General features: G+C 60.5%; 18 protein-coding genes. 6 read left to right on the top strand and 12 right to left on the bottom strand.

What is annotated here, in order from left to right; translation table 11 throughout:
- Positions 1 to 43 precede the first annotated feature (43 nt).
- The 4 genes from HU739_RS06320 to HU739_RS06305 form a co-directional block, all read right to left on the bottom strand.
- Positions 44 to 2,428, bottom strand: coding sequence for a DUF3772 domain-containing protein (locus HU739_RS06320; RefSeq protein WP_186547866.1), 2,385 nt, complete (start codon positions 2,426 to 2,428; stop codon positions 44 to 46).
- A 672-nt stretch (positions 2,429 to 3,100) separates the two neighbouring features.
- Positions 3,101 to 3,607, bottom strand: a complete 507-nt coding sequence (gene msrA, locus HU739_RS06315) for a peptide-methionine (S)-S-oxide reductase MsrA (protein WP_186547864.1) — start codon at positions 3,605 to 3,607, stop codon at positions 3,101 to 3,103.
- A gap of 90 nt (positions 3,608 to 3,697) precedes the next feature.
- Positions 3,698 to 4,750: an alpha/beta hydrolase family protein gene (locus HU739_RS06310; protein ID WP_186547862.1), complete on the bottom strand. Its 1,053-nt coding sequence runs from the start codon at positions 4,748 to 4,750 to the stop codon at positions 3,698 to 3,700.
- A gap of 69 nt (positions 4,751 to 4,819) precedes the next feature.
- Positions 4,820 to 6,946: a TonB-dependent receptor family protein gene (locus HU739_RS06305; protein WP_186547860.1), complete on the bottom strand. Its 2,127-nt coding sequence runs from the start codon at positions 6,944 to 6,946 to the stop codon at positions 4,820 to 4,822.
- 188 nt (positions 6,947 to 7,134) lie between these two features.
- Between HU739_RS06305 and ppk2 the strand changes: the two genes are divergently transcribed.
- From ppk2 to HU739_RS06290, 3 genes are all read left to right on the top strand, one after another.
- Positions 7,135 to 7,950: a polyphosphate kinase 2 gene (gene ppk2, locus HU739_RS06300; RefSeq protein ID WP_186547858.1), complete on the top strand. Its 816-nt coding sequence runs from the start codon at positions 7,135 to 7,137 to the stop codon at positions 7,948 to 7,950.
- Between the two features lie 159 nt (positions 7,951 to 8,109).
- A complete protein-coding gene (gene glsB / locus HU739_RS06295; RefSeq protein WP_186547856.1) occupies positions 8,110 to 9,018 on the top strand; it encodes a glutaminase B in 909 nt (302 codons plus the stop codon).
- Between the two features lie 177 nt (positions 9,019 to 9,195).
- The gene (locus HU739_RS06290) at positions 9,196 to 10,698 is read left to right on the top strand and encodes an aldehyde dehydrogenase family protein (RefSeq protein ID WP_186547854.1); all 1,503 of its coding nucleotides are present in this window, start codon (positions 9,196 to 9,198) and stop codon (positions 10,696 to 10,698) included.
- Positions 10,699 to 10,825: 127 nt separating this feature from the next.
- Here HU739_RS06290 and HU739_RS06285 read toward each other — a convergent pair whose 3' ends face one another.
- Together HU739_RS06285 and cynS are read right to left on the bottom strand one after the other, a co-directional pair.
- Positions 10,826 to 11,485, bottom strand: coding sequence for a carbonic anhydrase (locus HU739_RS06285; RefSeq protein ID WP_186547852.1), 660 nt, complete (start codon positions 11,483 to 11,485; stop codon positions 10,826 to 10,828).
- A 64-nt stretch (positions 11,486 to 11,549) separates the two neighbouring features.
- On the bottom strand, positions 11,550 to 12,017 hold the full coding sequence (gene cynS, locus HU739_RS06280) for a cyanase (RefSeq protein ID WP_186547849.1): 468 nt from the start codon (positions 12,015 to 12,017) through the stop codon (positions 11,550 to 11,552).
- Positions 12,018 to 12,137: 120 nt separating this feature from the next.
- On the opposite strand from cynS, the gene cynR reads away from it, so the two are divergent.
- Entirely contained in the window at positions 12,138 to 13,010 is an 873-nt protein-coding gene (gene cynR, locus HU739_RS06275; protein WP_186547847.1) for a transcriptional regulator CynR, read from the top strand.
- 191 nt (positions 13,011 to 13,201) lie between these two features.
- Here cynR and HU739_RS06270 read toward each other — a convergent pair whose 3' ends face one another.
- Both HU739_RS06270 and HU739_RS06265 read right to left on the bottom strand, forming a co-directional pair.
- On the bottom strand, positions 13,202 to 13,531 hold the full coding sequence (locus tag HU739_RS06270; RefSeq protein WP_186547845.1) for a hypothetical protein: 330 nt from the start codon (positions 13,529 to 13,531) through the stop codon (positions 13,202 to 13,204).
- Positions 13,532 to 14,073: 542 nt separating this feature from the next.
- Positions 14,074 to 16,017 (bottom strand): DNA topoisomerase III, encoded by a 1,944-nt coding sequence (locus HU739_RS06265; protein WP_186547843.1) that lies wholly within the window; start codon positions 16,015 to 16,017, stop codon positions 14,074 to 14,076.
- A 186-nt stretch (positions 16,018 to 16,203) separates the two neighbouring features.
- Between HU739_RS06265 and HU739_RS06260 the strand changes: the two genes are divergently transcribed.
- Positions 16,204 to 16,572, top strand: coding sequence for a DUF427 domain-containing protein (locus HU739_RS06260; RefSeq protein WP_186547841.1), 369 nt, complete (start codon positions 16,204 to 16,206; stop codon positions 16,570 to 16,572).
- A gap of 61 nt (positions 16,573 to 16,633) precedes the next feature.
- Here the strand turns inward: HU739_RS06260 and HU739_RS06255 are convergent, their stop codons facing one another.
- From HU739_RS06255 to HU739_RS06240, 4 genes are all read right to left on the bottom strand, one after another.
- On the bottom strand, positions 16,634 to 17,617 hold the full coding sequence (locus HU739_RS06255; RefSeq protein WP_186547839.1) for a hypothetical protein: 984 nt from the start codon (positions 17,615 to 17,617) through the stop codon (positions 16,634 to 16,636).
- Positions 17,618 to 17,726: 109 nt separating this feature from the next.
- Positions 17,727 to 18,410, bottom strand: coding sequence for a hypothetical protein (locus tag HU739_RS06250; RefSeq protein ID WP_186547837.1), 684 nt, complete (start codon positions 18,408 to 18,410; stop codon positions 17,727 to 17,729).
- A gap of 147 nt (positions 18,411 to 18,557) precedes the next feature.
- Positions 18,558 to 20,180 carry an MFS transporter gene (locus HU739_RS06245; protein WP_186547835.1) on the bottom strand — a complete coding sequence of 541 codons (1,623 nt, stop codon included), beginning with the start codon at positions 20,178 to 20,180 and terminating at the stop codon, positions 18,558 to 18,560.
- A gap of 132 nt (positions 20,181 to 20,312) precedes the next feature.
- Positions 20,313 to 21,977 (bottom strand): GMC family oxidoreductase, encoded by a 1,665-nt coding sequence (locus tag HU739_RS06240; protein ID WP_186547832.1) that lies wholly within the window; start codon positions 21,975 to 21,977, stop codon positions 20,313 to 20,315.
- Positions 21,978 to 22,110: 133 nt separating this feature from the next.
- Between HU739_RS06240 and HU739_RS06235 the strand changes: the two genes are divergently transcribed.
- On the top strand, positions 22,111 to 22,995 hold the full coding sequence (locus tag HU739_RS06235) for a LysR family transcriptional regulator (RefSeq protein ID WP_186547830.1): 885 nt from the start codon (positions 22,111 to 22,113) through the stop codon (positions 22,993 to 22,995).

The raw sequence follows: 22,995 nt of genomic DNA, 5'->3' as shown, positions 1-22,995 counted from the left end.
CTCGGCCGGGCGGGGTTGCGAGTGAACGGTATGGGGAAGTCGATCAACTCGCCGCCGGCGGCGTTGCCAAGGCAATCCCGGCCACGCCCAGGCGCCTGAGTATCTCGAACAACAAATCGCTTTTGGTCACCCCGACAATTCGCGGGCTGCTGACGTAGCCGGTCACGGTCAAGGTAATGCCCTCCGCTGACAACTTGCTGAAACGCACGAACGGCGCCGGTTTGTCGAGGATGGTTTCGTTTTCGCGGTAGGTGTCCAGCAGCAGGTCCTTGACAGCCTCGGGATCGATGTCCAGCGGGAATACCAGTTCCAGCGACGCTACGCCTTGAGCACTGCCACCGAGAGTGACGTTGCGCAGGTTTTGCGAGATCAGTTGCGAGTTGGGCACGATGACGATCGAGCGGTCGCTGAGCTGGATTTCCGTGGCGCGCACGTTAATCCGGCGAATGTCGCCCTCGACGCCGCTGATGCTGATCAGATCGCCGACTTTCACTGGGCGTTCGGTCAGCAGAATCAGCCCTGAGACGAAGTTTTTGACGATTTCCTGCAGGCCAAACCCGATCCCCACTGACAGCGCGCTGACGATCCATGCCAGGTTGGTCCACTGCACCCCCAGTGATGACAGGGTCAGCAGAATCACGAAGGCATAGCCGATATTGGAAAACAGCGTGCTCAGTGATGCGCACATGCCCGGGTCCATGTCGGTCTTGGGCAGGAACTCATTGTCGAGCCAGCGGCGCAATGCGCGAATCAGCCAAATGCCGATCATCAGCGCCAGCAGGGCGTTGAGCAGATGACCCGGGACGATGTTCAGCTTGCGCAGTCCGGCGCCGCCGAGGATCGCCATGATGTTGGTTGCCAACTGCCCCAGCGTGGTGCCGATGCCGCCGACAAACAGCGCGATCACCGCCATCAGCAGCAGCCCCGCGCGGCTGACCCCGGAGAGCAGGATTGCAATCTGCTCCAGGCGCCGGTCGCCCATGCCGAGCAACTGCTTGAGCGCCTTGCCGCTGGCATGCCGGGGCGAAAACAGATGTTCGCAGGCGTCCTTGACCAACTGGATCAGTAAATAAAAACCTGACAGCACGATGTACGCCCACACCAGTTCATAACTGATGAAGCGTGCCAGCGACACGTAGCCGGCGAGCAGCGCAATGGCCGAGACAAACATCGAAACGCTGGCGACGGTGTAGATCACACCGGCGAACGTACTGTGTGCCGCCGACAGGTCGTTGGCCGCCAACAGCGCCTTGCGCACGCGGCCGACACGTAGCAGCAGCGTGGTGAAAATCACCAGCATCACCAGCGAGATCACCCCGCGCCCGGCGATCACGATCTGGCTGCTCATGCCCGTGGCGTTACTGACCTGCACCAGCGTCACCAGCACCAGCAGCGTGCAGGCGAGAATGCGCGGGTAGGGTTGCAGGGCCAGCGCCACCGGATCGGCGATCGCTGGCAGACGCCAGGACGGATGCTGGGTCGACAGCAGCGCGCGGCTGAGCCCGGTGATCAGTACGCAGGCATACACGACCTTTTCGAATTCCTCGGAAAACGTCTCAAGCATCGGCGGCAATGGCGCATGGCGGGTACACGCGTAAAACAGTAATTGCAGGGCAATCGCGGTGGTGACGATGGTCGCCATCGCCGAGGCAAACGCCAGCGCACTGCGGCGCAGACGTCCCTCCGGCACGCGATGGATACACACCCAGGTCAGCCAGCGATCAGCCAGGCTTCGGCCGGATGTCCAGACGAGCAACGCGAGCAGCACCAGCACGCAGGTGAAAAAACGTTGCCCCGGGGCCCAGACAGTAGCGCCCGTGGTGCGCACCTGATCGACAAAAAAACTCAGTCGCTGGCGGTCATCCAGCGTCGGATTTACCAGCGGCGACCAGAAGTGCGGACTCAGCACGCTGCGGGTGCTCAAGGTCAGCTCGCTTTCCAGCAGCGTGCGGCGAATCCCGGCAATCTGCGTAATCAGATCCGCCGCGCTCTGCTTCAGCGTCGCCAGGTTCTTCAGCGTCCCGTCGACCTTGCTCTTCTGCTCCGCCAGCGCTGCGCGCTGCGCGACGATATCGGCCTGCTCGGCCGCCACTTCCGTTCCCGGGGCTGCCCCCAGCACACCCAACTGCACCGCCAGTTGCGCCTGCTGCGGCAACAACGCCGCCGACAATCGATCGACGTCGAGAATGAAGGCCTGCACGCGATCCTGCGGGCCTTCGAGCTGGTTGTAATTATTCGCGGCGGAGATCTGCTGTTTAAGCCCGTCAAGGCGCTGTTGCAGGGCTTGCAGATCACTTTGCGAAATCACCGGCAGCGGCGCTGCGCTGCTGACGGACGGCGCCGGCAGATCGGCCGCCCACAGCGCAAAACCGCTCGGCAAGAACAGCAGCAAGGCGATGAAAAACAGCGGCTTCAATGGGTGGCGCATGGGCGGGGCGGCTCGAATGGATCACACAGCCTATGAGGTTAGGTGATCGGGCCGAATGAGGCGGAAAAGTTTCACTAACGCCTTCGCTGGCAAGCCAGCTCCCACAGGGTTTGGCGGTGCATGGGCAATTGCGGGCCAAACACAAATTCACTGTGGGAGCGAGCCTGCTCGCGAAAGCGGAGTATCAGCCACAGCTGCTCTGACTGGCCCGACGCCTTCGCTGGCAAGCCAGCTCCCACAGGGTTTGGCGGTGCATGTGAAATTCGGGCCAAACACAAACTCACTGTGGGAGCGAGCCTGCTCGCGAAAGCGGAGTATCAGCCACAGCTGCTCTGACTGACCCGGCGCCTTCGCTGGCAAGCCAGCTCCCACAGGGTTTGGCGGCGTATGTGAAATTCGGGCCAAACACAAATTCACTGTGGGAGCGAGCCTGCTTGCGAAAGCGGAATGTCAGCCACAGCTGCTTTGACTGACCCGACGCCTTCGCTGGCAAGCCAGCTCCCACAGGGTTTGGCGGTGCATGTGAAATTCGGGCCAAACACAAATTCACTGTGGGAGCGAGCCTGCTCGCGAAAGCGGAGTATCAGCCACAGCTGCTCTGACTGACCCGACGCCTTCGCTGGCAAGCCAGCTCCCACACGATCGTCAGGTTTGGCGCGCGAAACCGCGAGGTCACCCGCGCTTCGGCAGTTTCCAGTTCGGCCGGATGAAGTGGCAGGTATAGCCATTCGGTATCCGCTCCAGGTAATCCTGATGCTCCGGTTCTGCTTCCCAGAACGGTCCGGCCGCTTCGATTTCGGTCACCACCCGGCCGGGCCACAGTTTAGATGCGTCGACGTCGGCAGCGGTGTCTTCGGCAATAGCGCGTTGCTCGTCGTTGAGGTAATAAATAGCCGAGCGATAACTCGGGCCGAGGTCGTTGCCCTGTCGGTTGGGAGTGCTCGGATCGTGAATCTGGAAGAAGAACTCGAGAATCTGCCGGTAACTGATCACCGCCGGATCAAACTCGATCTCGATGGCTTCAGCATGATTGCCATGATTGCGGTACGTCGCATTTGGCACATCGCCGCCGGTGTAGCCGACACGGGTTTTGAGCACACCGGGGTAACGGCGCAACAGATCCTGCATGCCCCAGAAGCAGCCGCCGGCGAGAATGGCAGTTTCGGTTTGGGTGGTCATGGTGTGTCCTTCCTCTCGGAGACGATGGGGATACTAAGTGTTATGTGGGCGGGTCGGCCGATTCCAAGGTCATGGGCGAAGAGAATCTGATCAAGGGGTGTGCGGGTTGTTCACGTTCTGCGTCAGGAAGTCGGCGATCAGCGCGGTGACCTGCTGCTGAATCACTGCACGCGGTCGCGCATTTTCGCCATCGCGGCAAATGATGCCATCGCCCGGACTGTCCTCTTCGAGCAAGTCCACCGCGCCCGGTTTACAGAGCGACATGAAGCTGAAATGGCTGGCATCGCCAATCTCGACATAACGCGTGGATGCCTTGGGCAGGCGTTGGACCAGGTCGGCGGATTCCAGCGCCGCCGGCAGATCCTGTGACGGCGCCCCTGCGGCAATCACCAGCGCTGGTACTGGCAATGCGGCAAGGCTTTCGTCGGTCAGCCCGCGTGACAGGCCCAGGTCCAGCGATACCACCGCGGTGATGCGCTTGTCGCGCAAGTCACCCGCCAGTGCGGCCTCCGCGGCTGGCGTACTGGCCGGGTTGATCTGTTGATAGACGCGGCAACTGGAAAGCTGCGGATGAGCAGCGCAGTCCTGGGCAAACAGCTGCGGGTCGAAGCGGGCACCGGCTATTTCCATCGCGGTCCAGCCGCCGAGGGAATGGCCTGCGACAGCGATTCGGTGCGTGGCGACGATGCCAAATTTATCGGGTTGAGCCGTGACCGCATCAATCACCCGGCTCAGGTCGACAGTGCGCTGGGCCAACTGCGCCGCCGCCTGCGGATTGCGGTCATGGGTCGTGGTGCCGGGGTGGTTCACCGCAGCGACGATATAGCCCTGGTGCGCCAATTCGCTTGCCAGCCAGGCCTGATTGCTCCAGTTGCCGCGGTAACCGTGGGAGAGTACTACCAACGGGTGTTCGCCAGCAGTGGCGGGTGCATCGCGAACGGCTGACGTGCCGGCAAATACCACATCGTCGGCAATCAACTGCGCCGCGGCGGTCGTGGTGCCTGGGTACCAGACGACCATGGCCAGCGGGCGCTCGTTGTGCGGGTTGGGCAGGATGGAGGAGCGGAAGCCGATCGCACTGACGCCAGCGACAGCCTGGGTTGTCAGCAAGACGAGAAGCAGCGCGCCGCAAGTTTTTTTCATGGGGTTATCGTCCTTGATGAATAAAGCGCAACAGATTAGCACCGGCTCTAAGCCGCCCGCAGAGTAGCCTTACAACAGACTCCATGAAACCCCGACGTAAACGCCTATCCCTTCGCCCGGCGTCGAACGCGCGGCATCCATTCCCTTGTCGTCATAGCCCGGCGTCACCGTCGCGGCATAACGCTTGTTGGTCAGGTTGCGCATGTCCACCCAACCTTGCCAATCGCCCTTTGGCGCGTTGTAGCCCAACGTGGCGCCGAACAGGGCGTAGGGGTCGGCGTAATAGCTGTTCGCATAATCAACGGCGACCTTCGACACCCACTGGGTATTCACGGCGGCAAAGAAGCCCTGCGGCCAGTCGTAACGCAGCTCGCCCTGGTAGTAATGCATCGGCAGGCCCGGCAGCCGGTTGTCGCCGAAGCGATCGTCGTCGCGATAATGGAAGTCACTGAAGGTATAGGCCTGACGCAAGCTCAGTCGGCGGCCATCAGCGGCGCGCCAAAGCTGGCTGTTGAGGCTGGCTTCGATGCCTTGGTGCACGGTCGGGCTGGCATTGAGTTCGTAAGGCGTGACGGCATTGGCGTCTGGCAGGACCGAGAGCAGTTCGTGGCGGACCTGGGCGTAGTACCACGCCAGGCTCCATTCACCCAGTTTGCTGTCGCCACGACCGCCGAGTTCCAGGGTGGTCGCGGTCTGGTTTTGCAGCTCGATCGGGTCGCGCTGGGCGCCGGTCGCGGCGCCGTTACCCGCTGGGAAGCGCACGTTCGAACTGTAGATCAGCGACCACGGGTGCGGCGCTTCGACGGAGCGGCTGAGGTTGCCAAACACTTGCACCTGCGGGGTGATCTGGTAGCGCAGGCCGATACGCGGTGCGTAGTCCCAGTCGCCGAGGCTGGTTTTGCCGCCGCCCTGCGGGTAGGTCACGGCGCTTTCGCGGCGGGTATAGATGGCGGCGAGGCCGGTGGTCAGCCAGAGGTCGTCAGCGATTTCCAGGTCGTTGCCAACGTGCAGGACGGTGTCCGAACCTTGGTACGTGAAGTTGCGCATGCGTGTGCCCGGCACATAGGTGGCGGTATTGCCGGTGGGGATGCGCACGAATTCGCTGGCGCCGTCGTTGGGCAGGTGTTTGGTCACCCGCAGGCCGGCGTTGCTGCGGCTTTCCATGCCGAACACGGTGTCGCGACGCTTGTAGTCGAAGGTGCCGCTGACATCGGTGTAGGCCACCTTCAGCCGGTTCGGGCCTTCGCGCAAATCCATGGGGTAGTCGTGGTAGACGAGGCCGGTCTGAATGCTCGAATCGTCGTCGATGTAGAACGTGGTCTTGTTGCCGATGAAGGTGCTGCCCGGTTGCTTGCGGCTGTCGTCGCGCGCGACATAGGCCGGGTTGGCCGCCCGTGGGCTGTGTTCGATGGAATGCTTGGTCACGCGGCCGGCGAGGTCGTTGTCGGTTTCCCGGTAGCGGATATAGAAGCGCGTTTCCAGGTTCGGGTTGAAGCGATAGCCGAAGTTGGCGATCACACCCTTGCTGTCGCTGGCGGTGTGGTCCTGATAGCCGTCGGCGATGGCGTTGGTCAGCGACACGTAATAGTCGAAGTCGCCCAGCACTTGCCCGGAGCTGACCTGACGCTGCTGATAACCATGGCTGCCGGTGGCGTAGCGCACTTGCAACTTTGGCGCGGTGTAGCCGGTGTGGCTGACGTAATCGATGGCGCCGCCCAAGGCGAGTGAGCCGCGATCGAAACCGTTGGCCCCGCGCAGCACTTCGACGTGCTCGACCCACAGCGGCTCGAGCAATTCGTAAGGCGTGCCGCCGGGCCCGCTCAGCGGCAAACCGTCGAGCTGGGTGTACAGCCCCGATGCGTGGGCGCCCGGCGCACGGTTGATGCCGGAGCCTCGAATGGAAATCTTCACGCCTTCATTACCGGAAGACTGCGCATAGACGCCTGGCTGATAGGCCAGCACATCCTGATTGCTCGCCACGCGGCCCTGCAACGGCTGACGCATGTCGACCACATTGGTCGCGCCGGGCACCTGTTCCAATCGCCCCCTGGCCTCGTCGACGGAGGCCTCGGTGGCGTTGCGTTCATCCGCCGAAATCAGCACTTGCCCCAGCTCCAGACCTTGAGTCTCGGCCAATGCCGGGCAGGCCAGGGCCAGGCCGAGCAGGGCGGTGGGCAGGGATTTGAACGACGGCATCGAGAAACTCCAGCAGACAGGAACGGGCAATGAACAGTGCGACGTTGCAAAGTACGAAGGAAACACATGGCGAAGGGGCCTTTTCGCCCGGCAATGGCAAACGGCAAGGCTTGAACTAACCTCACGGATCAGACGGGTCTGGTCAATAAACAATTTCGTTGCGCTGTTGATTTCGTGAGGGCTGGTGCATGGTAAAAGATAAGCAAAAACCTGCGAAAGCAGCGGCGCGTCCCCGCTTGAAAAACAAGGACTACCTCGAACAGCTGCGCAAGCTGCACGTTGAACTGGTCAAGCTGCAAGAATGGGTCATCGCCGAAGGCGTCAAGGTGTGTATCGTCTTTGAAGGGCGCGACGGCGCCGGCAAGGGTGGGACGATCAAGGCGATTACCGAACGGGTGAGTCCGCGGGTGTTCCGGGTCGTGGCGCTGCCGGCACCGACCGATCGGGAAAAAAGCCAGATGCACGTGCAGCGTTACCTGCCACATTTGCCGGCGGGCGGGGAAGTGGTGATCTTCGACCGCAGCTGGTACAACCGCGCCGGTGTCGAGCGTGTCATGGGCTTTTGCACCGATGAACAGGCTGACAAGTTTCTCAAATCGATTCCCTGGGTGGAGAACGCCATCGTCGATTCGGGCGTGATCCTGCTCAAATATTGGCTGGAGGTCAGCCCCGAGGAGCAGACCCGCCGGCTCGAAGCGCGAATCAACGACGGCCGCAAGATCTGGAAGCTGACGCCAATGGATCTGAAATCCTACAGCCGCTGGTACGACTATTCTCGTGCGCGGGACGAGATGTTCAAGTACACCGATACCGACCGGGCGCCCTGGCTGGTGGCCGACTCCAACGACAAGCGCCGGGCGCGGCTGAACATCATCACCGACCTGCTTAGTCGCATACCTTATAAAGAGGTCAAGCGCGAGAAAGTCGAACTGCCGAAACGGCAGAAACCGGGCAAGTACCGTGAACCGGACTATCCGTATAATCGCGTTGCTCAACAGTTTTGAGGCGCGGCGTCAGCTAGCATGGCGCTGTCCCGGGGTGTCGGCGGTTCACTTCAGCCTGGAACAGGCCGCATAGCGCTTGCCGGTGTGATTCGACCGGCGGGCGCAGCGTCTAGCCCCAGTGTCCCCGCGATCCCATGGGGCGAGACTTCGGAACCCGGCATGCAAGCGCTGTTGAACGAGATTCTTGACGCTGTCCGGCCCCTCATCGGGCAGGGCAAGGTGGCTGACTATATTCCTGCCCTCGGCACTGTGCCGGCCAATCAACTGGGCATCGCCGTGTATGGCAATGACGGCGAAATGTACTGCGCCGGCGACGCGGATACGCCGTTCTCGGTGCAAAGCATTTCCAAGGTGTTCAGCCTGGTGCAGGCCATCGACCATTCTGGTGAAGCGATATGGGAGCGCCTCGGTCATGAGCCGTCCGGGCAGCCGTTCAACTCGCTGGTGCAGCTGGAGTTCGAGCGAGGTCGGCCGCGCAATCCGTTTATCAATGCCGGTGCGCTGGTGATCTGCGACATCAACCAGTCGCGCTTCGCTGCCCCGACGCTGTCGATGCGGGATTTCGTCAGACGTCTTTCCGGCAATCCGCAGATCATGATCGACGGCAAAGTGGCCGACTCCGAATACCAGCACCGTGCGCGCAATGCGGCGATGGCTTATCTGATGCAATCGTTCGGCAATTTCCATAACGACGTCGAGGCGGTGCTGCGCAGCTACTTCAGCCATTGCGCGCTGCGCATGAATTGCATCGATCTGGCCCGGGCGTTTTGTTTCCTGGCCAACGATGGTTTTTGCAAACACAGCGGCGAGCAGATCCTCACGCGCCGGCAGACCCAGCAGGTCAACTCGATCATGGCCACCAGCGGTTTGTACGACGAAGCGGGCAACTTCGCCTATCGCGTCGGCTTGCCGGGCAAGAGCGGTGTCGGCGGCGGGATTGTTGCGGTGGTGCCGGGGCAGTTCACGGTGTGCGTGTGGTCGCCGGAATTGAATGCGGCCGGCAATTCGCTCGCAGGCATGGCGGCGCTGGAACTGCTCAGCTCGCGGATTGGCTGGTCGGTGTTCTGATACACGCGATGCCCCCTGTAGGAGTGAGCCTGCTCGCGATAGCGCTGGACCAGTCGGCATCATCTCGTCTGACATACCGCTATCGCGAGCAGGCTCGCTCCCACAGGGTTCACTGTTGCTTTGGCGGATCGCGTTCTATACATTTTCCGGCCGCCCCCTGCATGGTGAATCCGTTTCATGTCTCTTGCGCTCGAACGTCTAGTCGCTGGCACGCCGATCCCTTTCGCCGGTAACCGCGTCACCGTGGTCAGCCCCGAACTGGCGGCGCGGTTTCAGCCCGGTGACCATTTGCTGGTCGAGCAGGTCAGTGGCGCGTTATTGCTGATCCCCGTGGCGGATCAACAGGCCGCGTCGGTGGCGATCGAGCGGGCGGCGGCAGCTTTCACCGCGTTGTCGGCGGTGTCCGATGAAGCCATCAGCCAGTTTTTCGACCGGTTCGCCGAGCGTCTCGAAAGCCCTGAATGCTGGGCGCAGATCGAAGCTGCCAATCTTGCCGACATCGAGCGCGCCAGGGGCCGTGGCCGCTCCACCACCCGCTTGCTCGCCGATGACCGCATGCGCCGCGACATGATCGCCGGCCTGCGCGCCTGGCGTGACGCGTCGCCGACGCGCGGCAAGGTCATCAGCAGCGTCGAGCACGACGGCTGGAAAGTCGAGCAAGTGGTCTCGCCGCTGGGCATCGTCGCGTTTGTTTTTGAGGGCCGGCCGAACGTGTTCGCCGATGCCGCCGGCGTGCTGCGCACGGGCAACACCGCCGTATTGCGTATCGGCAGCGATGCGCTGGGCACCGCGCAGGCTATTGTTACCCACGCACTGAACCCGGCGCTGGCCGATACCGGTCTGCCGGCCGGCGCGGTGTCGCTGGTGGAGAGCGTCAACCATGCGGCCGGTTGGGCGATGTTCGCCGACCGCCGTCTGTCACTGGCTGTGGCGCGCGGGTCGGGGCGTGCGGTCAGTCAATTGGGCAGCATCGCCCAGCAGGCCGGCACTGCGGTGAGCCTGCACGGCACCGGTGGCGCGTGGCTGATCGCCCACCGTGACGCCGACGCCACACGCTTTGCGGCGGTGGTGCGCAACTCGCTGGATCGCAAGGTTTGTAACACGCTGAACGTCTGCCTGATCCAGCGCGACCGCGCCGCCGAGTTGGTGCCGCTGTTCCTCGCTGCACTGAAGGACGCAGGGACCGCTCGCGGTCAGGGCTGCAAGTTGCACATCGTCGAAGGCAGCGAACATTGCCTGCCGGCCGAATGGCAAAACGCAACGGTCGAGGTTTATCGCGCCGAGGGCTATCAGACCGAAGCGTTGGCCGAACCTTTGGCAGAGGCACAACTGGGCCGTGAGTGGGAGTGGGAAGAAACCCCGGAAGTCAGCCTGATGATCGTCGACGATTTGAATCAGGCGATTGCCTTGTTCAACCGTTACAGCCCGCAATTTACGGTGTCGTTGATCAGTGAGGATGCGGCGGTTCAGGAGCGCTTCTATAACGCGGTGAATGCGCCGTTTGTAGGCAATGGCATCACGCGTTGGGTCGATGGGCAATACGCCCTGAACAAGCCGGAGCTGGGGCTTTCGAACTGGGAGAGCGGGCGCTTGTTTGCGCGCAGTGCGATTCTGTCGGGCGATGGCGTGTTTACCGTGCGCAGCCGCATGAGTCAGGTTGATCTCACGGTAAAACGCTGACCCCAGACTTGTACTTGATCGTTCCCACGCTCCGCGTGGTAACGCAGCCCGTGACGCTCCGCGTCACTGGACGCAGAGCGTCCCTAGAGGCATTCCCACGCGGAGCGTGGGAACGATCACCGCGGGGTCAGGCTGCGTTGGAAGTCTCGGCATGGATCGCACAAGTCTCGGGTTGCTCGGCCAGCGCTACAAATGTGCGGCGATCCGCAGACAGCGCGTCGATCGAGCCGGTCTCGATGTCATACACCCAGCCATGCAGGTTCAGTCGCCCTTGTTCCTGGGCCAGGCGCACGCTCGGGTGGGTCTGGATATTCGCCAGTTGGGCGATCACATTTTCGCGCACCATCGAACTCAGCTTCGCCGCATCGCTGCCATGCGCGCGCGCTTCATTCATGACCTTCGCCGACTCGGCGTGCTGCAGCCAGCCGCTGACGGCGGGCAGATGATCCATGCACTTGCACTGGGCAATCGCCGTCATCGCGCCGCAGTCCGAGTGGCCGCAAATCACAATGTCGGTCACCCCCAACACCGCTACCGCATATTCCACGGTGGCCGATACCCCACCCGGATGCGGGCTGTAGGACGGCACGATATTGCCAGCGTTGCGGATCACGAATAGCTCACCGGGTTCTTGCTGGGTCAGCAGTTCCGGCACCACGCGGCTGTCGGAACAGGTAATGAACAGCGTGCCGGGCTGCTGGGTGGTCGCCAGGTGTTTGAACAGTGCGCTGCGTTGCGGAAAGGCTTCTTTCTGAAATTTCAGGAAACCATCAATCAGGGCTTTCATGGGTGTGTCCTCTTCAATGCAGATCGGTAGGCCCGCATACCCCAGGCATGCGGGCCGGTGCGGATCAGAACGGACGCAGCGGCAGGAATTTGCCATCGAGGGTGACCACGGCGCGGGAACCGCCTTCCGGGTCTTCGACTTTTTTGATGTCGAGTTTGAAGTTGATGGCGCTGATGATGCCGTCGCCGAACTGCTCATGAACCAGCGCTTTGAGCGTGGTGCCGTAAATCTGGATCATCTCGTGGAAACGGTAGATGGTCGGATCGGTCGGCACACCGCTGAGGCTGCCACGCAGCGGAATGATTTGCAGGGCGGCGACATCGGCGGCGGTCAGCTCAAGCTTGTCACCGACTACCTGAGCGGCGTGGTCCGGCAGCGGGTGCTGGCCGAGGAGGGCGGCGGTGACGTAAGCGAGGCTCAGACCTGTGCCATCGGCCAAATCCTGCCACGACAGATCTTTCTTCGCTTTGGCGTCAAGAACGCGGGTGGTCAGGGCCAGGCTGTTGTCGTTGTAGGCGTGGGACTGTTGCATGGTGTCACTCCTTTCAGGGTTGGCTTGCTGTGTGGCAACCATGTTCGGCTGATTGATCCATAGCGTCCAAGACCGATATACAATACTTCGCATAAGCCTTGCCTATAGATGGTGTTTCCCATGCTGCTGCGACATTTGCGTTATCTGCTGGCCGTTGCCGATCACGGCGGCTTCACTCGCGCGGCCGAAGCGCTGCATGTGTCGCAGCCGACGCTGTCGCAGCAGATTCGGCAACTGGAAGAGACCTTGGGCGTGAGTCTGTTTGATCGCACATCACGCACAGTCAAACCGACGGATGCTGGCGCGGCCTACATCGAATGCGCGCGGCGAGTGCTGGTGGAATTGCAGGCGGGGCAGCGCGCACTGCACGATGTGAAAGACTTGTCTCGCGGCACGCTGCGTCTGGCGATGACGCCGACGTTCATGGCGTACCTGGTCGGGCCTCTGGTGCGCGACTATGCGGCGCGGTTTCCGGGGATTCACTTGCAGATCTTCGAATTGTCGATGGACGACATCGAGGCCGGGCTGGCGGATGACTCGCTGGATGTGGCGATTGCCTTTACGCCGGTGCGCAACGCCGACATTGAGTGCATCCCGGCGTTTACCGAGACGCTGGGAATCATGGTCGGGCGTGGGCATCCGATGTATGACTGCCGCTCTGTGCTGACGCCGAACGATATCGCACAGCTTGATTTTGCCTTGTTGGCGTCGGACTTCATCACGCGGTTATCGGTGGATGAATATTTCCGCCAGAACGGCATCACGCCGAAGGTGCGGATTGAGGTGAATTCGGTGAGTACGCTGCTTGAGGTGGTGCGTTGTTCGCCGATGGCGACGATGTTGCCGCAGGCGATTGCAACGCAAGATCGCGCCTTGCGCAGGCTCGCGGTTGAAGGCGAGGCGCCGCAGCGGGGGGCGGCGTTGTTGCGCCGGCGCAATAATTATCACAGTGCGGCGGCGCTGGCGTTTGTGGAGTTGGTGCTAGAGCTATAAAACTACCAGGCGACGCTGTCCCCTGTAGGAGTGAGCCTGCTCGCGATAGCGTTTATTCAGACATGACTATATAACTGACACACCGCTATCGCGAGCAGGCTCACTCCTACAGGGAGATGCGCTGAACTCTGGATGCAAAAAGGGCCTGCTCCTAATCGGAAGCAGGCCCTTTTCATTATCAAAGTTACAACTCAATAAAACCGATCAATCACCCGAACTTCATTGTTGTTCTGCATCGAGTCCCACGCCTGTTTCAGCGTTTGCAGCACATTACCGATGAAGTCCTTGTCGGCCGCGGCCTTCTTGCCGACATAACCGTGGCCGCGGCGGTACATCTTCAGGCGGGCCAGCAGGTTCTGGTTGTTGCGGTCGAATTCTTCTTCGCCAGCGTGGGGCGACAGGCAGTCGATATGTACCTGACCCGACTTGCTGATCCACAGAATGTGGCTGTCGTGGCTGTCTTTCTGCGCAGCGAACATACGAGCCAGTTCTTCGACGGTAGGTTGATTGTTCAGATTCATTGTTATGCCCCTTGACCAGTCTGGTGATCTTTCAAAGTTGATTCGCTAATACAGGTAGCCCATCGGTTAGTTGATCCCTGGCACCGAAACCAGGACGTCAGCGTTCGCCCGTTTGAAGAACGGGGTCGTGCATCTGTTGCATGTAGTCGTGTTGAATAACTGCTACGCAATAGCGTCACAACGAGGAGAAGCAGCGAAAACCGGGAGGCTCCTTGACGACATATCCAGTGTCGACCACAAGCGTCTTGAGAATTTTCGCCAGCGCTTCTCGTCCTTGTACTGGACGTTCAGGCCAGGTCAGCTTCTTCAATCTGCCTTGTGGGCAGCGTGTATCCGGAAAAAACAACTCGGCGGTCAGACGAGTTTGCTCAAGCGTGTTACCAGCGCTCCCGATCGGGGAACGTCTTCATCATGCAAAAGCAAAACGACGCCGTCAACGGTTTTGTAGTGATTATTTTCAAGCACTACATATTGTCCGACAAAGCTGTTTTGGAATGAGAAAAAATCTGTTTCGCCACCGGGAAGCGGGAACCGCGAGGGATTTATCGGGTCGCCGGCCGGGCCGCGCGTTTACGCGTGGTGGGGGTTTTACCTGCCGTCGCCTTGCGTTTTTTCTTCCATGGCGCTGCGGCCTTGCCGGCGGGAGGCGGGCCGCTGATGGTCAGGCTCAGGCCGGAGCAGCGGGTGACTTGCTTGCTCATCCACGCGGCCTGTTTGGTGACGAACTCTTCCAGACTCATTTCACCGCTCTGCACCATGTCCAGCGCCTGCTCCCAGATCGCCGTGGTGCCGGGATCGGCAATGGCGCGGGGCACCGCATCGATCAGACTGAAAGCGGCGGGCGTCGCCGCCAGTGCCTTGCCGTTCTTGACCAGATAACCACGGTCGAGCAAGCCCTGAATGATCGATGCGCGAGTGGCCTCGGTGCCGATGCCAGTGGTGTCCTTGAGTTTCTGTTTGAGCAGCGGATCTTCGACCAGTCTGGCGACGTTCTTCATCGCCTTGATCAGGTCGCCCTCGGTGTAGGGCTTGGGCGGTTGCGTCCATAGATCCTTGAGATTGACCTTTTCAACCGCGCATTCGACGCCTTGGCTCAAGGCTGGCAAGGTTTGCGGCGCCGGCGCTTCGCGGCCCTTGGCCGGTGCCAGGGCTTCGGGGAGTGCGCGCTTCCAGCCCGGTTCGATGATCTGCTTGCCCACAGCGCGCAGCGCCTGCCCGTTGCAATCGAAATCAGCCTGAGTGCGATCGAATTCGTGGTTGGGCAGGAACTGCGCCAGATAGCGCGCGCGAATCAATGTATAGACCGCACGGTGCTTGCCGGTCAGGCGCTCAAGGTTTTTCGCCGCGGCAGTGGGGATGATACCGTGGTGAGCGCTGACCTTGGCGTCGTTCCAGGCACGCGAGCGACGCTGCGGTTCAAGATACCCCTGCAAGGCTTCAAGGCCCGGATCAGCCTGACGCAGCGCCGCGAGAATTGCCGGAGCCTCGCTGTGCTGACTCAGCGGCAGAAAGCCGCAATCACTGCGCGGGTAGGTGATGACTTTGTAGGTTTCGTAGAGGGCCTGGGCGATGTCGAGGGTTTCCTGGGCGCCGAGGCCGAGTTTCTTCGAGCAGACTTCCTGCAACGTGCCGAGGTCGAAGGGCAGCGGCGCCACTTCGCGCAAGCGCTCGGTTTTCAGCTTGACCACCCGTGCGCTGTCAGCGCTTTTCATGGCCGCCGCGGCCTGTTGAGCCAACGCCTGATTCAGGCAGCGATCCTGATCATCACAAACATCCGCCGGCGCTTGCCACTGCGCGGTAAAGCGCGTGCCGTTGTGCGACAACTCCACATCGATCGCCCAGAACGGCACCGGTACGAAATCGGCGATGCTGCGATCGCGATCGACCACCAGCCGCAGGGTAGGCGTCTGCACCCGGCCCACTGGCAATACGCCCTGATAGCCGGACTGGCGGCCGAGCAAGGTGAACAACCGACTCATGTTCATGCCGATCAGCCAGTCCGCCCGCGAACGCCCCAGCGCCGAGTGATACAGGCTGAACGTTTCGGCGCCCGGCTTCAGCGCGGCCAGGGCCTTGCGAATCGACGCCTCATCCAGCGCCGACAGCCACAAGCGGCGGATCGGTCCGCGATAACGGCAGTGCTCGACCAGCTCCCGGGCGATCATCTCGCCCTCACGGTCGGCGTCGGTGGCGATGATCAGTTCGCTGGCCTCGCCGAGCAGGCGCTTGACCGCTTTGTACTGACTGGCGGTGCGCGGCTTGACGGTCATTTTCCACTTGTCCGGAATGATCGGCAGGTCCGCCAGCACCCAGCGTTTGTAGCGTGCGTCATAGGCATCCGGCGGCGCGGTTTCGAGCAAGTGGCCGATGCACCAGGTTACTGTGACGTCCGTTCCCAGCCAGCAGCCATCGCCCCGGCGTCTCGCGCCGAGCACGGCCGCAATGTCTTTGGCCTGGGAGGGTTTTTCACAGAGGTACAGCCGCATAGCCACCATCGTCAATCGTTGTCCGGGGAGGGCACAGAATGGCCGGACTTCGCGCTGGGGGCAACTTTTATCTGTATGGATATACAGCGGCGGCCACGGTGAGCCGTTCGGCTGTAAACCCAGCCAGACGCCGACGCATCAGCTATACCTGAATCGGTCTCTTCGCCGTATCCAGGAGAACCCCCGATGAAAAGCGCCGGACTCAACCCTGTCATCAGCCTCGAACAACTCACTGGTTGCCTGCTGGTAAAATTCCATGGCATCCAGATTGCCGCATCCGCCCACGTGCTGATCCTCAACGAAGCCAATTATCCACCGGTTTATTACGTCCCCCGCGAAGACATCGAGGAAAAGTACTTCGCCCGCACGGATCACACCAGCTATTGCCCGTACAAGGGCGACGCCAATTATTTCACGCTACAAGTGCCGGGACATGAAGCCGCGAATGCGGTGTGGACGTATGAACATCCGAAAGTGTCAGTCGCGCCGATCCGCGACTACGTGGCGTTTTATCCGGATCAGGTCGAGTTTAAGGTGATCGTGCCTGAAGACTGAGTCCACGTCTGGCGAATTAACACTCGCGTGGGGCTGTGTCTGCTAGGGCAACAGCCCACATTCAGTCAAGCCGAAGAAGGTGATGCTGATAGATGGAATATTTCTTTTTCAGCAATGCACCAAAAAATACAGAAACGTCCCGGCCGTCCAGTTTCTGCAGGTACTTCAGTGCATGGGAGGTGTTCTGAAAGTTCGTGGATCGGGACAGAAATGCCGAGCTGAGCGATTCCGAAACATCGGAGGCCTTTATGTTGAGGCCTTGCGTAGCAGGATCGAATGCCTCTTCTATCCAGCTCAATTGCGTCTCTTTGAGTCTTTCAAACGAGACAGGGCGGGAGATCCTGCTGAATACCTTGTCGGGCATCTGGCTTTGACTGCTCAGTGTTTCCACAAAAGAAGTGAACGAGCGTGCTTCACCAACGTTTTCCGGGTCCGAATGAAAAACAATGCTCGGCGTAGCACTGTTGTCGTAGCTGTAGCGGTGACGGTAAGTGGCCACGAGGCGATGAGGAATAATCGTTAACAACCCATGAAAGTGTAAAGCTTGGAAACGCTGCGATTGGCTGTTGCCGGCCTCCGTATACACGTCATCACGGTAGTGCCATATTTCATGTCGCTTCAAATCCAGGGCTTTTTCGAGTCGGTTTTCCAGTTCGTAGTCGGACAGGAAAGTCGGGCATACGTAGGCGGCCGTGGATCGCAGCGAAAGCCAATACAAGGCATTGTGTTGCAGAGGTTCATCAGTACCCCTGTGTTTGCGAAGATCAAAGGCGAAGGCGCCTGGGTTGCTATTCACCGGGATAGCGTTGCGCGAAGAAATGATTTTGCTGGTGGAACTGCCGGGGTGAAAGCTTGAGGTTTTAGCCTGTATGTAAAAGGGCTGAACGCTGGTTGCGACGGCATCGTAGCCACCGAGGTTACGTTCTTGTCTTTGCGTAACCTGCCGAATCTTGGCCCTGCCTCCATTCCCGTCCGGAAGATCACGCAGCATTCGATCTATCAGGGTCAACAATTCGGCTTCAGCGAATTTGGCTTTTGAAATCACGGATTCTTCCCTGGATATTGAAACAGTTCTATGGATTGAAATGGCAAACGCGGGCTGCCTGCCTGGCTAGTCGGATTCACTGTTCCTTTGATGAGCCCAAAGCTTTCAATCACGAACTCAACAAGAGCAACGCCACCATCGGGTAGTACCTGCCGTCGTGGCTATGCGTCTTCTGCGCATGGCTCGGAGCGACCCAGGCAATCGCAGCACAGGAGATATCCAGAAGCATTTTCCGGAACATCCGGATCTGCGCTACATCTGCTGGCTTGCCTGCTGAGTACGGAGCGATGAATACGGCGCCCAGCCTCGGCTCGTCGTAATGGACCCGATTGGCATCCCGGATGGCCCACGCGCATTTTTCGTTGATTTGCGCCCTGGCACGCTCCGGGTTATCGATGGGGACGTAGGAGACCTTTGCCTCGATGCTCCAACCGTGAGTTTCGTTGGCAATATACAGATCGTTGCGTCCGATGGAGGAGTACGACTCTGTCCCCTCGTTTGCAATTTTGCGAACCTGATATTCCTCGATGGCTGTCCAGTCAGCCTTCCAGGCAGCACCCGCAAGAATGCTGACGTTAGCCTGCTCGTTGTACCAGTAAGGCAAATCATCGGCGTCCCATACATCGATGTAGCGCTGGACGCAATTAATCCAGCTGAGGAGAACTGGCCTTAGACCTTCTAGCGGTGCGGAAGGAATCCCGACATGTCGGTCTGTTGCCGAGAGGTGATTTTCTGACAAAAATTGTTCGTTTTCTTGGGTAGGGCTGACAGTGGATCGTGGCGCATCGGTCATGTCCTGTTCCTTAGGATTAGAGGCTAGCCACCCGGTGGACGCTTGCCCGGGATGCGATGGTATTGAAGTGCCACTAATCTGTCGATGGTAATAATGCAGGCAGCAGAAAGCCGCTCGGGTGCCCCCGAGACGGCTCGGTTAATGTACTCAGTTCTTGTCCAGATCGATATTCTTCGTCTCCCGCAAACAGATCATCCCCACCACCAGGCTCACCCCCGTAATCAGCACCGGGTACCACAGCCCATAGAAGATATCGCCGGTGTAGACCACCAAGGCAAACGACACGGTCGGCAGGAACCCGCCGAACCAGCCATTGCCGATGTGATACGGCAGCGACATCGAGGTGTAGCGGATGCGGGTCGGGAACAGTTCGACCATCAGTGCCGCGAGCGGGCCGTAGCACATGGCCGAAATGATGATCAGCGCGACGATGAGGGCGACGATCATCGGTTTGTTGATCTGCTGCATGTCTGCTTGTTGTGGATAGCCGGCGAGGGTGATCGCGCCGCGCAGTGCCGCCTCATCGAAACCGTCCAGTTTCACGTCGCCAACGCTCACTTGCACGCCGCTACCCGCAGGCGCAGCGACGCTGGAGTAGGGCAGGCCTTGCTTGACCAGGAAGGTTTTGACCTTGTCGCACGGACTGTCGAATTTGGCTTTGCCCACCGGGTCGAACTGGAAGGTGCAGGTGGCCGGGTCCGCCAGCACGGTGATGGGTGCCTGGCGGCTGGCCAGGTCGATCGCCGGGTTGGCGTAGTGGGCCAGGGATTTGAAGATTGGAAAGTACAGCACGGTTGCCAGCAGCAGGCCGAGCATCAGCACCGGCTTGCGCCCGACCTTGTCCGACAGCCAGCCGAAGAAGATGAAGAACGGCGCACCGATCACCACGCTGACGATCAACAGACTGTTGGCCACCGCCGGGTCCATTTTCAGGAATTGAGTGAGGAAGAACAGCACGTAGAATTGCGCCGCGTAAAAGGTCACCGCTTGCCCGGCGTTGATACTGAACAGGGCGATCAGCACAACCTTGAGATTCTCCCATTTGCCGAAGGATTCACGGATCGGCGCCTTCGAGGTTTTGCCTTCTTCCTTCATTTTCAGGTAGGCCGGCGACTCGTGCAGGCTCAGGCGAATCCAGGTGGAAATGCCCAGCAGCACAATCGACAGCAGGAACGGAATGCGCCAGCCCCAGACTTCAAACTGATCGCCGGTGAAGTAGCGGCAACCGAGCACCACCAGCAGCGACAGCAATAGGCCGAGGGTGGCGGTGGATTGAATCCAGCTGGTGTGGAAACCGCGTTTGCCGATCGGCGCGTGCTCGGCCACGTAGGTCGCCGCGCCGCCGTATTCGCCGCCGAGGGCCAGGCCCTGGAGCATGCGCAGCACCACCAGAATGATGGGCGCGGCGATGCCGATGCTGGCGTAAGTCGGTAGCAGGCCGACGCAGAACGTCGCCACGCCCATCAGAATGATCGTCGCGAGAAACGTGTATTTGCGCCCGATCATGTCGCCCAGCCGGCCGAACACCAGCGCGCCGAATGGCCGCACGATAAAACCTGCGGCGAAGGCCATCAGCGCAAAGATGAACGCCGTGGTGTCGTTGACCCCGGCGAAGAACTGCTTGCTGATCACCGCCGCGAGGGCGCCATAGAGGAAGAAGTCATACCACTCGAACACCGTCCCGAGTGATGAAGCGAAGATGACTTTCTGTGTCGCGTTGCTGGTCTCGGCGCTGCCTGCAGCGTCCAGCGGCTGAGCGTGTTCTGACATGTCGGTATCCCTCACAGTGATTGTTTTTGTTGTTCCACTGGTGTTGCGTGTCCGGGTGATGCGATGCCTTGAACGGGATGCAAATCTTTGTGGGAGCGAGCTTGCTCGCGAAGGCGTCCTGTCAGTCAATGTCTATGTTGAATGATCTACCGCTTTCGCGAGCAAGCTCGCTCCCACAGGTACAGTGTTTACAGCATTCGGTTTGAAGATCAGTTGTGCCGCCTTCTCGGCAATCATCAGCGTAGGCGAACACGTGTTGCCCGAGGTGATGGTGGGCATGATCGAGGCATCGGCAATGCGCAAACCGGGCACGCCATGAACGCGTAGCTGTGCGTCAACCACTGCGTCGCCATCGTTACCCATGCGACAAGTGCCGACCGGATGGAAAATCGTCGTGCCGATTTTTGCCGCCGCTTCCTGCAATTGTGCGTCGCTTTGCAGGCTGTCACCCGGCAGATACTCGACCGGTTTGAACGGTTGCAGGGCTGGGGCGCTGACGATGCGTCGGGTCAGGCGAATCGCATCGGCTGCCACGCGCAAGTCTTCCGGATGGCTGAGGTAGTTGGGCTGAATCAACGGCGCCGCTTGCGGGTCCGTCGAACGAATCTCGATACGGCCCCGGCTCTTCGGCCGCAGGTCGCACACTGACGCGGTGAACGCCGGAAAGCTGTGCAGCGGCTCGCCAAAACGCTCCAGTGACAGCGGCTGCACGTGATATTGCAGGTTCGCGGATGACTGCTCCGGCCCGGAGCGGGCGAACGCACCCAACTGACTCGGCGCCATCGACAGCGGCCCGCTGCGGTCGTACAGATAACGCAGGCCCATGCCCATTTTGCCCCACACGCTGCCGGCAATCTGGTTCAACGTACGCGCGTTTTCCAGCTTGTAGATCAGGCGCAGTTGCAAGTGATCCTGCAGGTTGCTGCCCACCCCCGGTAACTCATGGATTACGCCGATGCCGAGGCGTTCGAGCAGCGGCCGGGGGCCAATCCCCGAGCGTTGCAAAATGCTCGGCGAGCCGACGGAACCGGCACACAGGACAATCTCCTTGCGCGCCTTGAACTGCTTGATCTGGCCATCGTGACGAGCGCTGACTTTCGAAGCACGGCCGTTCTCCAACAGGACACGATCAACCTCAACCCCCGTCAGCACGGTCAGGTTCGACCGGCCACGCACGGGTTTCAAAAATGCCTTCGCCGCGTTCCAGCGCACCCCGGCCTTCTGATTGACCTGAAAGTAGCCGCAGCCTTCGTTGTCGCCCTGATTGAAGTCATCGATGCTGGAAATGCCGCTTTGTTCGGCAGCGCTGCGAAACGCATCGAGAATCGGCCAGGACAGGCGCTGTTGTTCCACGCGCCACTCGCCGTTGGCGCCGTGAAACTCAGCGGCGCCGGCAAAGTGATTTTCGCTCTGTTTGAACAGCGGCAGCACGTCCTTCCAGGCCCAGCCCGGATTGCCCGCAGCGGCCCAACCGTCGTAGTCGCTGGCCTGGCCGCGCATGTAGATCATGCCGTTGATCGATGAGCAGCCGCCGAGCACCTTGCCGCGTGGATAGCTCAAGGCGCGACCATTGAGGCCCGGTTGTTCTTCGGTTTTGAAGCACCAGTCGGTGCGTGGATTACCGATGCAGAACAGGTAACCCACCGGGATGTGGATCCACGCATAGTTGTCGCGCCCGCCGGCTTCGAGCAGCAACACGCGCTGCTGTGCATCTGCGGACAGCCGATTGGCCAGCAAACAGCCGGCGGGGCCGGCGCCGACTACGATGTAGTCGTAATCATCGAGGGACGTCTGCATGCCCTGACCTCGTTTTTTGTTTTTATTGTCGGACACTCTAGTTGTTAGCTTTCGTCAAAAGAATGTTAGTTTTTGCGCAGCCGCTGTGCGTTTTCAAACAGCGCTCCCAGACGATAGCCGACAAGGACACGCCATGTTCGACTGGAACGACCTGAGGTTTTTTCTCGAACTGCAACGCAGCGGTCGCTTGCTGACGGCAGCGCGTCGCCTCAACACCACGCACGCCACCGTCGCCCGGCATATCGAGGCCATCGAAAAAAGCCTTGGCACCGCACTGTTCGTCCAGCATGCGCAAGGCTATGAAATGACCCCGGCGGGGGAGGCGCTGCTCAAACATGCCGAAGCGATGGAAAACGTCGCGTTGCTGGCGCAGGAAGAGATCACCCAGTCGACGGCGCCACTGGGCAAGATTCGCGTCGGGGTGACTGAAGGGCTGGGCATCAAGTTCCTTGCCAGCCGCATGATCGGCCTGTTCGAGCGCTACCCTGGGCTTGAGGTGGAACTGGTCGCCGTGCCGCGGTTTGTCAGCATCCTCAACCGCGAAGCCGAGATCAGCATTCACCTTGAGCGTCCTGCCGCCGACATGCTGGTCACGCGCAAACTCACCGACTATCGCCTGGCGCTGTACGCCAGTCGGGCCTATCTCGATCAGGCGCCGCCGCTGCAAAGCCGCGAAGATCTCGCGCGGCATGCGTGGATCGGTTACGTGGATGATCTGCTGTTCAGTCAGGAACTGATGTTCCTCAACAGTTTCTGCCGCAGCCCGCGCGTGGTGTTTCACAGCACCAGCGTCATCGCCCAGCAGGAAGCGGCGCGCTCGGGATTGGGGATCGCGGTATTGCCGTGCTACATGGCCGCGTCTGACCCGGATCTGGTGCCTTTGCTGCCGGACGAGAGCATCGAGCGCAGTTACTGGATCAGCACGCGGCGCGAACTGCACAAGTCGGTGCGGCTGCGGGTGGTCTGGGATTATGTGGTGGGACTGTGCGAAGCGGAGCAGGGCCTGTTACGCGGTTGA

The sequence above is a fragment of the Pseudomonas hamedanensis genome (assembly GCF_014268595.2).
Lineage (GTDB): Bacteria > Pseudomonadota > Gammaproteobacteria > Pseudomonadales > Pseudomonadaceae > Aquipseudomonas > Aquipseudomonas hamedanensis.
Note: the sequence above shows the minus strand (reverse complement) of the source record. Positions and strands in the feature narration are given on the sequence as shown.